Origin of the sequence: Lacticaseibacillus sp. 53-4, from assembly GCF_016861805.1 — a bacterium.
In the GTDB taxonomy this organism is placed as follows: domain Bacteria; phylum Bacillota; class Bacilli; order Lactobacillales; family Lactobacillaceae; genus Lacticaseibacillus.
Genome location: NZ_BOLT01000009.1, coordinates 1 through 15,306, shown reverse-complemented (window position 1 = coordinate 15,306; position 15,306 = coordinate 1). Strand labels below are relative to the sequence as shown.

General features: G+C 55.9%; 11 protein-coding genes and 1 pseudogene. 8 read left to right on the top strand and 4 right to left on the bottom strand.

The window, feature by feature from the left end; all coding sequences use genetic code 11:
* Nucleotides 1-324 precede the first annotated feature (324 nt).
* The 4 genes from trpB (at nucleotide 325) to JUF21_RS05140 (ending at nucleotide 5,214) form a co-directional block, all read left to right on the top strand.
* The gene (trpB, locus tag JUF21_RS05155; protein WP_203663314.1) at nucleotides 325-1,515 is read left to right on the top strand and encodes a tryptophan synthase subunit beta; all 1,191 of its coding nucleotides are present in this window, start codon (nucleotides 325-327) and stop codon (nucleotides 1,513-1,515) included.
* The gene (gene trpA / locus JUF21_RS05150) at nucleotides 1,508-2,233 is read left to right on the top strand and encodes a tryptophan synthase subunit alpha (protein ID WP_203624339.1); all 726 of its coding nucleotides are present in this window, start codon (nucleotides 1,508-1,510) and stop codon (nucleotides 2,231-2,233) included. Before trpB ends, trpA begins: the two co-directional genes overlap by 8 nt.
* A 217-nt stretch (nucleotides 2,234-2,450) precedes the next feature.
* Nucleotides 2,451-4,739, top strand: coding sequence for an RNA polymerase recycling motor HelD (helD, locus tag JUF21_RS05145; RefSeq protein ID WP_203624340.1), 2,289 nt, complete (start codon nucleotides 2,451-2,453; stop codon nucleotides 4,737-4,739).
* Nucleotides 4,740-4,752: 13 nt separating this feature from the next.
* Entirely contained in the window at nucleotides 4,753-5,214 is a 462-nt protein-coding gene (locus JUF21_RS05140; protein WP_203663312.1) for an acyl-CoA thioesterase, read from the top strand.
* Between the two features lie 113 nt (nucleotides 5,215-5,327).
* Here the strand turns inward: JUF21_RS05140 and JUF21_RS05135 are convergent, their stop codons facing one another.
* Nucleotides 5,328-7,202, bottom strand: coding sequence for an FAD-binding protein (locus JUF21_RS05135; protein WP_203624342.1), 1,875 nt, complete (start codon nucleotides 7,200-7,202; stop codon nucleotides 5,328-5,330).
* A 350-nt stretch (nucleotides 7,203-7,552) separates the two neighbouring features.
* Here JUF21_RS05135 and JUF21_RS05130 point away from each other — a divergent pair, with 350 nt between their 5' ends.
* Complete coding sequence (locus JUF21_RS05130; protein ID WP_203663304.1) at nucleotides 7,553-8,581, top strand: branched-chain amino acid aminotransferase; 1,029 nt, start codon at nucleotides 7,553-7,555, stop codon at nucleotides 8,579-8,581.
* A 75-nt stretch (nucleotides 8,582-8,656) separates the two neighbouring features.
* Here the strand turns inward: JUF21_RS05130 and JUF21_RS05125 are convergent, their stop codons facing one another.
* Entirely contained in the window at nucleotides 8,657-9,673 is a 1,017-nt protein-coding gene (locus JUF21_RS05125; protein WP_203663302.1) for an NAD(P)-dependent oxidoreductase, read from the bottom strand.
* A 190-nt stretch (nucleotides 9,674-9,863) separates the two neighbouring features.
* On the opposite strand from JUF21_RS05125, the gene JUF21_RS05120 reads away from it, so the two are divergent.
* The 3 genes from JUF21_RS05120 (at nucleotide 9,864) to guaA (ending at nucleotide 13,045) form a co-directional block, all read left to right on the top strand.
* Nucleotides 9,864-10,406: an HIT family protein gene (locus JUF21_RS05120; protein ID WP_203663300.1), complete on the top strand. Its 543-nt coding sequence runs from the start codon at nucleotides 9,864-9,866 to the stop codon at nucleotides 10,404-10,406.
* A 77-nt stretch (nucleotides 10,407-10,483) separates the two neighbouring features.
* The gene (gene coaA, locus JUF21_RS05115) at nucleotides 10,484-11,410 is read left to right on the top strand and encodes a type I pantothenate kinase (protein ID WP_203624346.1); all 927 of its coding nucleotides are present in this window, start codon (nucleotides 10,484-10,486) and stop codon (nucleotides 11,408-11,410) included.
* Between the two features lie 84 nt (nucleotides 11,411-11,494).
* Nucleotides 11,495-13,045, top strand: a complete 1,551-nt coding sequence (gene guaA, locus JUF21_RS05110; protein WP_203624347.1) for a glutamine-hydrolyzing GMP synthase — start codon at nucleotides 11,495-11,497, stop codon at nucleotides 13,043-13,045.
* 383 nt (nucleotides 13,046-13,428) lie between these two features.
* On the opposite strand, the gene JUF21_RS05105 is transcribed toward guaA, so the two are convergent.
* Nucleotides 13,429-14,634, bottom strand: coding sequence for an IS110 family transposase (locus tag JUF21_RS05105; RefSeq protein ID WP_203663298.1), 1,206 nt, complete (start codon nucleotides 14,632-14,634; stop codon nucleotides 13,429-13,431).
* Between the two features lie 479 nt (nucleotides 14,635-15,113).
* Nucleotides 15,114-15,306, bottom strand: a pseudogene (locus JUF21_RS05100) (IS30 family transposase); the annotation flags it as partial.

The window sequence follows — 15,306 nt, the reverse complement described above, 5'->3', positions numbered from 1 at the left end:
GACCAAAAGTCAAGAGCGGAGGAATGGCGTTCTTAGGGCTAAGGCTAGCGGACCATGAGCGCGGCGTGCAGAGCACGCAAGCGAATGGTCGCTAGCCGCTAGCCCGTTGCCATTCCGTAGCTCGCCGTCGAGTCAGTCTGTACGTGAGGTATACGTCAGTTACCGGAAGGGTGTTGGCCCTTCGTCAAGGGGCGCGCTGGGTTTGCGCAGCGCGCAATTAAGGTGGCACCGCGGAGTCAATCCGTCCTTAATCAGTCATGTCGGCTGGTTTGGGGCGGATTTTTTTGTTGGTAAAAATTCTGGACCAACAAAGGAGAGAGTCACATGGCACAAGAAGATACGCATTTTGGCCAGTACGGCGGCCAGTTCGTCCCTGAGGCACTGATGCCGGAGCTGATCAGGCTGAACGAGGCATTTCAGGCCTGCAAAACTGATGAGAAGTTTCAGGCTGAGTTCCACCGGCTGCTGAACGACTACGCCGGGCGGCCGAGCCTGCTGTACTACGCCAGGCGCATGACCGAGGATATCGGTGGCGCCAAAATTTACCTGAAGCGCGAGGACCTGAACCACACTGGGGCGCACAAAATCAACAACGTCATCGGCCAGGCACTGCTAGCCAAGCAGCTGGGCAAAACACGGCTGATCGCCGAAACTGGTGCGGGTCAGCATGGGGTCGCCACGGCCACCATCGCGGCGTTGTTCGGCATGAAGTGCGAGATTTTCATGGGCAAAGAAGACACCGAGCGTCAGAAGCTAAACGTGTTTCGGATGGAGCTGTTGGGTGCTAAGGTCGTGGCGGTCACTGACGGTCAGGGCCTGCTGAAGGATGCGGTCAACGCCGCTTTGGCAGACTGGTCCCAGCACACCCAGGACACCTTCTACGTCATTGGCTCCGCGGTTGGCCCCGCCCCATACCCGGCCATGGTTCACGAATTCCAAAGCGTGATTTCCACCGAGTCCAAGGACCAGATTCTCAAGGCGGAGGGCCGCCTGCCGGATGCCATTGTGGCCTGCTGTGGTGGCGGTTCAAACGCGATTGGCAGCTTTGCGGCTTACTTGGACGACCCCGAAGTTAAGCTTTACGGGGCTGAAGCCAGCGGCCAAGGCTTGGCCTCAGGCAAGACGGCGGCCACGCTAGAGCTGGGCTCCGATGGGATTTTCCACGGCATGGCGTCCAAGTTCCTGCAGGACAAGGACGGCCAGATCGCCAAGGTTTATTCCATCTCGGCCGGGTTGGATTACCCGGGCATTGGACCCGAGCACGCGGCACTGCAGGCCAGCGGGCGCGCCACTTACGTGGGCATCACCGACGAAGAGGCGGTGCAGGCGTTTGAATACATCGCGCAAAAGGAAGGCATCATCGCCGCTATTGAAAGCTCGCATGCGGTGGCCTATACCCGTAAATTGGCCAAGACCATGAGCCCGAATCAGATCATTATCTGCACACTGTCGGGCCGCGGGGATAAAGACGTTGCACAAGTCGCAGACTATCGGGGGGTGGATCTCAATGACTAACATCACAGATATTTTTAAGCAAAAAGCGGTGATCCCGTTTCAGGTAATCGGCGATCCGGACGTTAAGACGACCGTGGCCAATGTCGTCGCCGAAGCCAAGGCCGGCGCTTCGCTGGTCGAACTGGCGCTGCCATTTTCCGACCCCGTTGCCGACGGGCCGGCGGTCAAGGCCGCCAACTTACGGGCACTGGATGGTGGGATCAGTATCCCAGAAGCGTTTGACGCCATTGCTGAGATTCGGGCACAAACCGATGTGCCGATCGCACTGGTGACGTACACGAACATTGCCTTTGTCTACGGTTTTGAGGCCTTCGCCAATAAGGCGGCGGCACTGAACATCACTGGGGTGATTGTACCGGACATGCCACATGAAGAGGCGCACCTGTTTGCGCCATACCTGGCCAAGGAGGGGGTCAACTTCATCACGATCGTCGGGCCGGCGAGCTCGGTGCGCACGGCCACCGTTGTGAAGCCTGCCGTGGGGTTTTTGACGCTTTTTCCGGCGCTGCCAGAACCGCTGCTTACTCAGGAGCTCGATGCTGTCCACGCGGCTACAGACTTGCCAATCGTGATCAATACCGCGAGCGACGATCCGCAAACCATTCAGGCCCTGGCCCAAAAGGTCGCCGGGGTGCAGCTGACCGAGGCGTTTGTCGGACTGACCGACCCGGCCGAGGTCACGGCGCGCACTATCAAGTATTTAACCGCGGTCAAGTAGCGAGCGCTGGTCCAACCGTTACCGCCTCTGGGCGCTCAACCTGATCTTCACAAGCAAGCACCTCCAGGAAGTCGATGCACCGGTCGGCTTCCTTTTTGGCGTAAAAGGGAAAGCGCGGGGTGGACTACGCTGGGCGCAAGGCGCTGTTTTCATTGCAGTGGCGCCGCGCAAGTGGTATGATTGTTCAACGATTATTTTACCTTAAGGGGGCCCTTGCGTGGCAGATCAGAAACAGCTCGAACAGGCACATCTTGACACCACAATGCAGGAACTGGCGGCAGCCGACACGAGGCTCAGTGCAGAAGTGGCACGGACCAAGGCAGAGGAAACCAATCTCAACAAGAACTTTTTCGCGGATACCAAGATCAACCTGACGAACGACGCGGAGACCATTGAAACTGCGGCCAGCATTCAGCAGCAGCAACAGATGCTGGATGAGCGCAGCAACGCCTGGAAGCAGTCGACCCTGCAACTGGCGACTGTGCGGCGCCTCAAGCACAATCCGTACTTTGCCCGCATCGATTTTCAGGAAGGCGAGGAGAAGCCCGAGACCATTTACATCGGCCTGGGTTCTTTCACCAACGCCGCTGGCAAGTTTCTGATCTACGACTGGCGTGCCCCGATTTCTTCCATCTACTATGATGGCGGCCTGGGCAAGGTCACCTACCAAACCCCGGACGGGCCGCAAACCGTGGACGTGTCATTGAAACGTCAGTTCGTGATCGCAGACGGCCAGATCCAGACGATGTTTGACACCACGGAAACCATCGGCGATCAGATGCTGCTGGAGGTCCTGAACGAGAAGTCGGACACCCAGATGAAGAGCATCGTGACGACCATTCAGCGCGAGCAGAACCAGATCATCCGCGACACGACAGCGGATCTGCTGTTCGTGCAAGGCGCCGCTGGCTCGGGGAAAACCTCGGCTGTGTTGCAACGGGTGGCCTACCTGCTTTATCGCTACCGGGGTAACCTGTCCTCTAGCCAGGTCATCATGTTTTCACCCAACCAGCTGTTTTCCGACTATATCGGTAACGTGCTGCCAGAGCTCGGCGAGCAGAACATGGTGCAGTTCACGTTTTACCAGTACGTGACCCGGCGCGTGCCGAACATCACGGTGCAGGACCTGTTCTCCCAGTTTGAAGCCAAGCTGACGCCGAGCCAGAAGAAGATTCAAAGCCTCAAGGCCAGCCTCGCGTTTTTCCAGGCCACCAGTAAGTACACTTCTTCACTGGAAAAAGGCGGCATGCGCTTTCGCGACATCCGGTTCCGGGACAAGGTCTTCATTTCCCGTAAGCGGATCGAGGATATTTTCTATTCTTATAATGAGAATTACCACCTGGGCAATCGCCTGGATGCGACTAAAAATCGCCTGATCTCCATGCTTAATCGCAAGGTCAATAGCGAAATGAAGGCGGACTGGGTTCAGGAGACGGTGCAGAACCTGTCCCAGGAGCAGCTGCGCGACCTTCAGCAGGACGGCCCGCAGGAGTTTAAGGACAGCGATGCGGAGTACGGCTTTTTCGCCCGCAAAATCGTGATTCGCGCGTTCGGCGAGATCCAGCAGGCAATCGTGCGCAATCACTTCCTGAACGTGCGCGGCCAGTACGTGGCCTTTCTGCGCGAGCTGCCGCACGTTCTGGACCTTGGCCAGTTTGACCTGACCGAAGCCGAGTGGGCAGACGAGGTCGAGCATTTCGTCGCCGAGTTCAAGGCGCGCCGGCTGGCCATTGCTGACGCGACGCCTTACATCTACCTGTACGACTTGATCACTGGCCGCCACGGCGAGCGCGACATGCGCTATGTCTTCATCGACGAGATCCAGGACTACACGCCGTACCAGCTGGCATACCTGCAGCGCAGCTTCCCGAAAGCCAAGTTCACGCTGCTTGGCGATTTGAATCAGGCCATCTTCACCAAGGAGAACTCGCACTCGCTGATCGCCGACGTGTCCAAGCTTTTCGATCCGGAGAAAACACGGGTCGTGCAGTTGACCCGGTCGTACCGGTCGACGAAGCAAGTCACCGAGTTCACCAAGGCAATTTTGAAGTCAGGTCAGAAGATCGAGGCGTTCGACCGGCAGGGACCGCTGCCGGTGCTGTACGTGCGCCAGGATGAGGCGGCGCTGGTTGAGGCACTCCGCGGCCAGATCAAGATCGACAACGCCGCTCAGCAAACCACGGCCATCATCACCAAAACGCTGGAAGAGGCCGAAAAGCTCCACCAAACGCTGCTTGACCAAGGCGTGAAGACCACGCTGATTCGCTCTGAAAACCAGCGTCTGGCCGCCGGGGTCATCGTCGTGCCGTCATACCTGGCCAAGGGGCTGGAGTTTGACGCGGTCGTGCTCTGGCAGGCCAATTCGGCGATGTTCCATCACGAGGACGAACGCGAGCTGCTGTACACCATTGCCAGCCGTGCGATGCACCGCCTGACGATTTTTGCCAGCCCGGCCCTGTCGCCGCTGTTGGCCGATGTGCCAAGTGACCTCTACGAAACGAAGTGAGTCAGTAATGAAAATGTCTGAAACGTTATCGATCACGACCCACCGGATTTTTGAGGGGCAAATGAACGAGCACAACAGCCTGTTCGGCGGGCAAACGCTGGAATGGCTGGACGAAACCGCCAGCATCTCCGCGCACCGGTTTGCGCGGAGCCACATGGTCACGGGGTCGCTGGACCGGATGGTGTACGTGAACCCGGTGCAGATCGGCCACGCGCTGACTTATGAAAGCTTTGTTACCGGCTCTGGTCACCGCTCGATCGAAGTGTTCACCCGCATGGTGGGCGAGGACTTGGACACGGGCAAGCAGTATTTGGCAGCTTGGAGTCTGATGACCTTCGTCGTCGAAAAAGGCAGTCAGCTGCCCGCACTTGAGGCAGACACACCGCTGGGCCAACAGCTTTCAGCGGGGTATGCGGCCCGGACTGCAGCCAATAAGGCGGCGCGCGCAGCCATGCCTGAAATTCCAGTCGATTAATGTTTGGCGCAGTCCTTTACAGGCCGCCAACCAAGCACAAAAGAGCCGACTCGCGGAAATTTTCTTGAGTCGGCTCTTTTGACAATTTGTTCAGATCTTGTTTCAGTTTAGGTCTAAGCCGTGGGCGCCGCCGCTTTTGCCTTGCTCAACGCGTCGGCGACGGCGTCTTTAAGCGCGTGGCTGGTGACAGACGCGCCGCTGACGGCATCCACCTCAGGAGAGTTGGCGTCGATCATTTCTTTTGGCAGGGTCTTGATTGCCTTCAGCCCGACGTCGGCACTTTCGCTTTGCTTGAGCACCTCGACGTTTTCAATCTTGCCGTCTGCGTAAGTCACACGAACCACGATCTCGTTGCCCATGCCTTCGTCGCTGACGCCGATGTACTGATTCGCCCCCGTTGGATAGTCGGACGTTGGCGCCGAGGTCGCCGTTTCGGTTTGCTCGGAAGCGCCTGTGCTTGCGTCCGCTGTGTTGTCGGTTGGCGTTTCTTCAGAAGCACCACTGGTGGCATCAGGAGTGTTTTTCTCATTAATCGTGCCTTTTGGCAGGCCATGAACTGCGTTTTCTCCGGCAATCTTGCCCCAGATCAGGCATTCGGCCAGGTTGTTGCCGCCTTGGTACTGGTTGGCGTTGATGCCGCCGAGCTCACCGGCTGAGAATAGATGCGGGATCGGTTTGCCTTGCGGATTCAGGACCTCAGCGCGACTGTTGCGGCGCGGGCCGCCTTGCGTGTTGAGTACGACTTGGCGAAGCGGCAGTGCGTAGTACGGGCCGTCGGCGAAGGCCCGCATCGTGTCCACTGGCCGTTCGTAGGCGTAATCTTCACCGATTTCAATGAAGTGGTTAAAGTCGGCTTGCGCCTTGGCCAAGGCCTCGGGTTTAGCGTGAATCAGCTTGGCCAGGTCCTGCAGAGTGTCCGCCTTGACCGTTAGGGCGTCGAAGTTATCGACAGGTAATTTGGCATGATGGAAGTCTTCCCACTGCTGCTGGTCAAAGATCAAGTGCGGGTGATCATTGGCAATCGGTACTTGCCACATCCCGTGGTAGTAAATGTGGCCATGCCGGTTTTCCTCAGCTTCGTTGAAGTAGCGAGACCCGTCGTCACCGGCGACAAAGACACTGCCCTTGGCGGCCTCTGGCCAGTCGAGGATGAGGCGGCCGCGCGTACCCGCCGGCGTCGCGATAGTCAAGCCATGAAGCATGCCCAGAGATTCGTAGTTGGCCATGTGCCACATGTCGGCGCCGACCTCATAGCCCATCTTGATGCCGTCTCCTTTGTTGTACAGAGAGCCGACTGGTGACAGCCGTGACGCCTTCAGGTAATCTTGCACCATCTGCGGATTGTTTTCGAATCCACCGGTAGCCAGGATCACGCCGCCTTTGGCCTGAATGTTCAACAGAATGTGATCGTGCTCGATTTGAGCGCCTTGCACTGCCTTGGTTTCCGGGTCCTGAATCAGATGCTTGGCTGGTGAACTATACCAGACCGTGATCTTGTCGTTGCGGTCGAGCACTTCCTTGCGTAGTTTCTTCCACAGCGCAGCATCGAACAGGCCATGGTGAACGAGCAGAAAGTCATAGGCATTGACGCCAGGATATTCAGGAAATTCGTGGACCGCGCTGCGCAGGTCGAACTTGCTGTGATCCCAATCGGTGGCCACACTGACCGGCTCCGTGTTCAAGTAGTGCCGCAGGTAGTCGGGCATCTTCATCATGCCGTCGACGTATGTGTCGATCATGTCCTCATCCAGCTTCATCGGGGCAGTCAGTGCCTTGTAGTAGGCCTTGAGTTGGTCGAAGTCGCGGCCTGCGCCGATCAGCTGAGCGGAGTAGCGCGTATTGCCACCTTCATGCCCTTCTGGTGCGGAATCCACCAGCAGGACTTTGGCCCCGGCGTCCGCAGCAAACCGCGCGGCGGTGGCGCCGGCGCCACCGAAGCCCAAAACAACGACATCGTACGACTGATCCCATTGACGTTCCTGACTCATGTTATGATCTTCTTTCTTAACTCGATTGGATAATTGGACAAACTTCTCGTGCTGAGTGCAACCCGCATCGAAAAACTTGACCGTTGCCGGATTCTTCAACGAACCGGCGCCTCCATTGTAGCGCTTTCAAAATCTTCTGATCAAAATAAATGAACAGCGTGTCATTCATTTTTTGGCGTGTGCGATTGTAAGACTGCGCGTTAAGAAAGGTGGACTCTGCGGGCCGGGCTGTGCGTGTGATTAAATCCCACGTTTTGTCAGATTAGCTGACAAGAAGGCTTGAGCCGGTGCGGCTTATCGCTTACCATGCATAGGGACGATGTAAGTCAATTTGAATGGAGGGTGCCAAGGTGATCGTCAACATTGACTGGAACGCGCTGGGTTTTAATTACATAGAGTTGCCGTATCGTTATGAGGCCCATTACCGCAATGGGGCTTGGGACAAGGGCGGTTTAGTTCAAGGCAACGAGCTGACCCTGAATGTCGGCAGCCCGGCGCTGCATTACGGTCAGTCTGCGTTCGAAGGGATGAAGGCGTACCGCACGAAAAGCGGCACCATTCAGCTTTTCCGGCCGGATTTGAACGCGAAACGGCTCCACGACTCTGCAGAAAAGCTCCTGATGCCGCCGCTTTCGGCCGCGCAGTTTCTGGACGCGGCCATGCAGGTCGTTTCGGCCAATGCCGAGTACGTCCCACCTTATGGCACCGGGGCGACGCTGTACCTGCGGCCGCTGCTGCTTGGCGTCGGCCCAAACATCGGGGTGGCGCCGGCCAAGGAGTACCTGTTCACAATTTTTGCCATGCCAGTGGGGGCGTATTACAAAGGCGGTATGGTGCCGACCAAGTTCATGGTCGCCGATCACGCCGACCGTGCCGCCCATTACGGCACGGGCCAAAGCAAGGTCGGCGGCAACTACGCCGCTAGCTTGCAGGCCGGCAAGTATGCCCACGAGCACGGCTTCGGGGATGCGATTTACCTTGACCCGATTCAGCACCACTACATTGAAGAGGTCGGCAGCGCCAACTTCTTTGGCATCACCAAGGATGAAAAACGATTCCTGACACCCAAGTCGCCTTCGATTTTGCCGAGCATCACGCGGCGGTCGCTGCTCGCGCTGGCTCGCGACCGGTTCGGTCTAGACGCCGAGGAAACACAGATTCCCATTGACGGTTTGGATCAATTTGGCGAGGCTGGTGCGTGCGGCACGGCGGCCGTGATCACCCCAATCGCCAGCATCACTTACAACGGTGAGGTGCATCAGTTCGGCGACGGCGGTATCGGGCCAATGACCCAAAAGCTTTACAACGAGCTGACTGGTATCCAGTTTGGCGATGTCGAGGCCCCAGCAGGCTGGACAGTGCCAGTCCCGCTGGATTGAATTGTCCCATCATAAAAAAGACGCACACCCGCCCGCAGCGCAAAGGCTGCGAAAAGGTGTGCGTCTTTTTCATCGTTACTGGGCCTGGCGCAGCCGCTGGTCGGGGAAGACCTCGCAGTCGCTGGCTTGCCGCTCGACCATGTCGTGAAGCGCCTGCATCGCCGTTTCACACATCTTGCGCACCGCCGTTTCAGTGTAATACGCGATGTGCGGGGATAAAATGACATTGGGCATAGCCATCAAGGTCTGCCACTGCGGGTCGGTGAACTGGCCGGCTTCGGCCAAGGCAAGCAGGTCTTCGCTTTCGTGTTCGAAGGTGTCGATGCCCACGCCGCCTAGCTGACCGGTGCGCAGCGCAGCAATCACAGCCGTTGTATCAACTAAGTTTGGCCGGCCGGTGTTGATCAGCAGAGCGCCGGGCTTCATCTCGGCGATCGCCGCTTGGTCGATCAGATGCGTGTTTGTCGGCGTGCCAGGAATGTGGAGTGTGACAATGTCGCTTTGCCGCAGCAGGGTCGAAAGGGGCACTGGCTCAAAGTGCAGCTGAGGGTCAGCTTGGGGGTGTGCGTCATAAGCCAGCACCTTGGCGCCGATGCCATTGAGGCTGGTGATCAAGCTTCGCCCGATGCGCCCGGTGCCGATTACGCCCACGGTCGAGCAGCGCAGTTCGCGGCCGATGTGCGTCGTGGCCTGCTGGTAGTGGTCCTGATGCAGGTCGCGCTGCACCAATCCGGTTTGCCGCAGCAAGTACAGCATATCGGCCAGCGCAAATTCTGCAATGGCATTCGGTGAATGAGCAGGAACATTGGTGATGCGAATCCCGTAATGCTGGGCGGCGTCAAAGTCGACATTATCGGTGCCGGTGTTGCGCAGTGCCAAGGTCTTGATACCCAGTTTGCGCATGGCTTTGAACACGCCGGCTTCGTACGGGACCGTCTGAAAACAGCTGATGCCCGCGCTTCCTGCCGCTTTCGCCACCGTGTCAGGCGTCAGCAGCGCAGTGGTTTGCACCAAGTCATCACCGCGCTGTTGCGTCCATCGCTCGAGGTGCTGGCGCTCATCCGGCCGCACGCCGAAGACAGTAATTTTCATGAGAAATACTTCCTTCCGGGTTGGTATAGAAACCTCAGTTTAGCAGGGCCTGGCCAAAAAATGAAAGCGGCAACACTTGGCTTTAGACAATTCTTTGAAGTTTAGGCGGAGGCGGTCCGTTGATAATTGGCATACCCCAGAGAAAGGGGTACATTAGATAAAACTCTGTTCACGCCTAAGGAGGCAGTCTATGCCGAAAGAATGCTTGATCTGTCAACGAATCGCCGCCATCAAGCAACATGAAAATCGCTATTTCGTTCGCGAACTGGCAACCGGCTACGTGGTTTTGGCCGATAGTCAGTACTTTGAAGGCTACACCTTGTTCTTGGGCAAGCAGCATGTCACCGAGCTTCACCAGCTGGCGCCGCAGACCAAGATCGCATTTCTCGAGGAAATGAGTCTAGTGGCCGAGGCATGCGGCCAGGCGTTTCATGCCGACAAGATGAACATCGAGCTGCTGGGCAATGGGGATGCACATGTTCACTGGCATCTATTCCCACGGCATGCCGGGGACACGGCGAAAGCTGGTCCGGTGTGGTGGACGCCGCTGGAGACCATGTACGGCGATGACGTGGCGGCCGACCCGGTGCGGCTAGCACGCCTGAAAAACACCTTAAACCAGGCGCTGGATGCTGTGCTGCTCAAGCGTGCTGGCGAACTACGCGCAGTGCACGACTTCACCCTGAACGATCACGCCCGCGCCGGTCATACCAGGTCGCCGGCGACAGACTGAGGCTTTTTACCCAGGTTGGCCCACAAGCGGGGGCGAAAGCGCTAAACTAGAGAGTAAATCAGCATCAAGGAGTCGTTATGGAATCAGAAATGAATTACTACAAGTTCAGCCGCACGGAATGGGCGAACTTTCACGCGCATAATTTTGCCTCGGTCACCGATGATGAGCTGACGCAGCTGCGCTCGCTGAACGATGTCATCAGCATGGACGATGTGAAGACGATTTACTCGCCTTTGCGTCACCTGATCCACATCCGCTACAAGGACTACCAAGACGACGAGCGCACGCTGGCCCAGTTTTTGAGCCTGCCTTACCACAGCCATCCGTTCATCATCGGCATCTGCGGCTCAGTGGCGGTGGGTAAAAGCACGACGGCCCGCTTACTTCAGCTGTTGCTGTCGCGGGCATATCCCGACCGCCGGATCCAGATGATCACCACCGACGGCTTTTTGTACTCGAACGCCGAGCTGGAAAAACGAGGCATTTTGGCGCGCAAGGGGTTCCCGGAAAGCTACGACATGAACCTGTTGATTCATTTTCTCAACAATGTCAAAAACAATACCGGGGTCGTGCGAGCGCCGAAGTACAGTCACCAGATCTACGACATTGTGCCCGGCGAGCAGGAGGTCATCGACCATCCAGACATTCTGATTGTCGAAGGCATCAACGTGCTGCAGCTGCCGAGTCAGCAGCCGATTTACATTAGCGACTATTTCGACTTCTCCATTTACGTCGACGCCGACCCTAAGAACATCGAGCAGTGGTACCTGGAGCGGTTCGGCATGCTGCTGGACACTGCGTTCACCGATCCGACCAACTATTACTACCAGTACGCGATTGGCAATCGGGACGATGCGTTCAAAATGGCTAAGCAGGTCTGGCGCGACGTCAACCTCAAGAACCTTAAGGAGTACATTCTGCCGACCAAGAACCGCGCGGACGTCATTTTGCACAAAACTGCCAATCATTTGATCGATGAGGTCGCGCTGCGCAAGTTCAACTAATGAGGCTTTTCTCATTGAAAATTGACCGGCGCCAAAATTTTCCGTATAGTAGTAACAATTCAAAACAAGGGAGTGTGGGCACACTTGGCAAACCAGGGCCAGGACTACGACAAGATCATCGTCCTCGATTATGGGAGTCAGTACAATCAGCTGATCACGCGGCGCATCCGCGAATTTGGCGTCTATTCTGAACTCAAGCCGCATACTATCACCGCGGCGGAAGTCCGCAAGATCGCGCCAAAAGGCATTATTTTCTCCGGTGGGCCGAATTCGGTGTACGATGACGGCGCGCTGGGTGTGGACAACGAGATTTTTGAACTCGGCATTCCGATTCTCGGTGTCTGCTACGGCATGCAGCTGATGGCCCAGCGCCTCGGCGGCGACGTGGAGCCAGCCGACAACCGTGAGTACGGCAAGGTCGACATCACGGTGACGGACAAAACCGCCAAGCTATTCCAAGATCTTCCGGAAACGCAGACTGTGTGGATGAGCCATGGCGACCTCGTGCAAAAGGCGCCAGCCGGCTTCCGCGTAACCGCGACCTCGCACAACTGCCCGATTTCCGCGATGGACGACGATGAGCGTAAGTTTTACGGCATCCAGTTCCACGCCGAAGTGCAAAATACCAAGTACGGGCATGAGATCCTGCACCATTTTGCCTTTGACGTTTGCGGTGCCCAGGCCAACTGGAACATGGGCGACTTCATTGACGACCAGATTGACGCGATTCGCGCCGAAGTTGGCGACAAGCAAGTCCTGCTCGGCCTTTCCGGTGGGGTGGACAGCTCAGTGGTGGCCGCCTTGCTGCACAAAGCCATCGGCGAGCAGCTGACCTGCATCTTTGTGGATCACGGCCTGCTGCGCAAGAACGAGGCCGACCAGGTCATGGAAAGTCTCAACGGTCGCCTCGGCGTGAAAATCATCAAGGTCAACGCCGCAGACCGCTTCTTGGGCGACCTGAAAGGTGTTACTGATCCCGAGCAAAAGCGCAAGATCATCGGCCGCGACTTCATCGAAGTCTTCAACGATGAAGCGCGCAAGTTGCATGGCATCGAGTACTTGGCTCAGGGCACGCTGTACACTGACGTGGTCGAATCTGGCACTGACACCGCGCAGACCATCAAGTCACACCACAACGTTGGCGGCCTGCCTAAGGACTTGAAGTTCAAACTGATTGAACCGCTGAACAAGCTGTTCAAGGACGAAGCTCGCGAGCTCGGCGAACGCCTTGGCCTGCCGCATGACTTGGTATGGCGTCAGCCGTTTCCAGGCCCTGGCCTTGGGATTCGCGTTCTTGGCGAAGTCACCAAGGATAAGCTGGAAATCGTCCGCGAGTCTGACTGGGTCCTGCGCGATGAAATCGCCAAAGCCGGCTTACAAGAAAAAATCTGGCAGTACTTCACCGTGCTGCCGGGCTTCCGTTCGGTCGGTGTGATGGGGGATGGCCGCACGTACGATTACACCATCGCCATTCGCGCCATCACTTCGATTGATGGCATGACCGCCGACTTTGCCCGCATCGACTGGGATGTGCTTCAGAAGATCTCAGCTCGCATCGTCAACGAAGTCGCGCACGTCAACCGCGTTGTCTACGACATCACCTCGAAGCCGCCGGCAACTGTCGAGTGGGAATAAAAGGTACATGTAAATTGAACCCGGAATGTTGATTTAACGGCGTTTTCGGGAGATGCAAAGGATATGATTGGCGGGGGAATTGTTACGTTCCCCGCCAAAATCCCCGCCAAGTTTGGGCCGATTGAGGGCTGAGTTGGCGGGGATTTTTTTGTTTAACTCAAATCTACGAAAAAAGCGATACATGTGTCTATCTGGAGGCAGTCTATTTTCTACCGTTAGTCAAGAGAAAGCTGATTTAATCGGCTTTCTCTTTTCTTTGCACTTTGTTTTTGAACTTGGCACTTCACTTGAACCGGTTGTACAGCTGTCTGGGTGTACACCAAATTAGACCTCACAGATATTAGTTTTGCGAGGTGGTACAATCGAACTAAGCGAGTGATGATTTACTGTTCGGGCATGAACGTTGTTGAATCATATGGCTCGTTGTTTAGTATCAGGTGGCGCATGAGCCGGTTGAACTGACTCATTGCGGCGATGGCAATCTTCTTAGTCCCATGGGACTGGGTAGATTGCTTTTTTCGTTTGTAGTTTGTGCTGATTCGTGTTGGACGATATTTCGAGGCGCTGATAATGTTCAAAATTGCCTTGTACAGAATCTTCCTGGCATAGGCGTTGCCACGCTTTCGGATGTGCATCGCCGCCTCGTACTGTCCTGATTCATAACGAATCAAGTCGATTCCAATATAGGCATTGATCGCATTGGCACTGTGGAATCGGCGAATATCACCGAGCTCTGCGATCAGACATAATGCTGTCTTAATGCCGATACCTGGAATTGAGGTTAGGAGCTGCACTTCGCTTAGATTTTTGCCCACCAAGGCCATTTCCTCGATCGTCTCAGCCTTTAACCGGTCGATGCGTTCAACCTCCATGCCCAAGGAGACAACGCCTCTGACGGCATGTGATTGCGGCTCGGTTGCCGGTGCTGAACTCTGAGCGAGTTCTAGTAACCGATCGGCTAACTTCATGGCCCGCTTGATTCCCATCCTTTTTGGCGTCTCGGCTAAGATGATTTCCGCTAGTTCATTCACTTCATGAGCCAGTACTAACATTGGGTGCGGAAAACGTTGAACGATGTGCCAATAGAGGGCACCATCGGTGGAACTCATGAAATGTTCAACCTCTGGAAAGGTTAGCTGGAGGGCCCTGTGCAAACGATTCTTGTTGGTCACAATATCCTCGTTGTGCTGCTGATACGTCCGCTCCAAGTCACGCAGTTCTGTGTACACTGGCTTCTCTTGATAGGTCGGCTTGAAGTGGTTATTGATCATCGCTCTAGCCAACCCAATCGCGTCCAGCGCATCAGTCTTGGTGTGTCTGAACTCCTCCATTGCCTTCTTTGCGGCGAGTGGATTGAGCTCCGTATATTCCCAGCCGTCCCGCTGAAGGAAGGCGCGTAAGCGACGAGAGTACATTGCGGTCGCCTCGTAAATGATCAGGGGTGCACTGAAGCTATTGAGTTCATCGCCTAATCGGTTAAACCCTGGATGGTCTAACGTGATCTTAAACTGTTTGATGACCACGTTATCAACGAGTACCGCCACGTTCGCGGTCGCCTTGCTGACATCAATACCAAATACACATTCCATACAAACACCACCTTTTGAAGTTGTTTCACCGATTCACTCATCCCAATTTTCAATACACGGCGTCTTGCGCCAACAGACTGCGAACGAGTTTCTTGGTGGATCAAGCGAAGTTGCCAGTTTTTGTTACGGCGTCAATGCGCCAAAAAGGCCCACGGCATGTCAACTTCGACCCCACTTTACCAAAAAGAAAAGTGGTGAACCACGATTCCGTCGAATCATGATTCACCACTAATGTTAGTCTGTTTTTGTGCAGTCTATGTTGGGCAGTTCATTGAGTTCCTAATTTATAATGGATATACTTGGACAAGGGACTACACGACCGACGATGTCTATCGTCAAAATAGCACCATAATAGAGGAGCTTACTGATGAACGAAGCGGGGAAAAAAGAATTCGTAAATTGCAAGAACAAGTTAGCCAGTCGTTGAGGACAATCCCAGAACAGGCCGTTATCAAATAGAAGTTGTGGCGCTAGAGAGACTACTGGGCCATGCGGCGAACGCGCCGAGCTTCGGCCTCAAAGTTTTGCTGGGGTGTGCAGTAGCCCTGTTGTTTGCGAGGCAACTGATTCAAGCGGTCTTGCGTGGCCTGCACTTGACTAGGGCTAATGTCATCTAGGGACATGCCCTTAGGGAAGTCCTGGCGGATCATCCGGTTATGTGCCTCGTTGGTG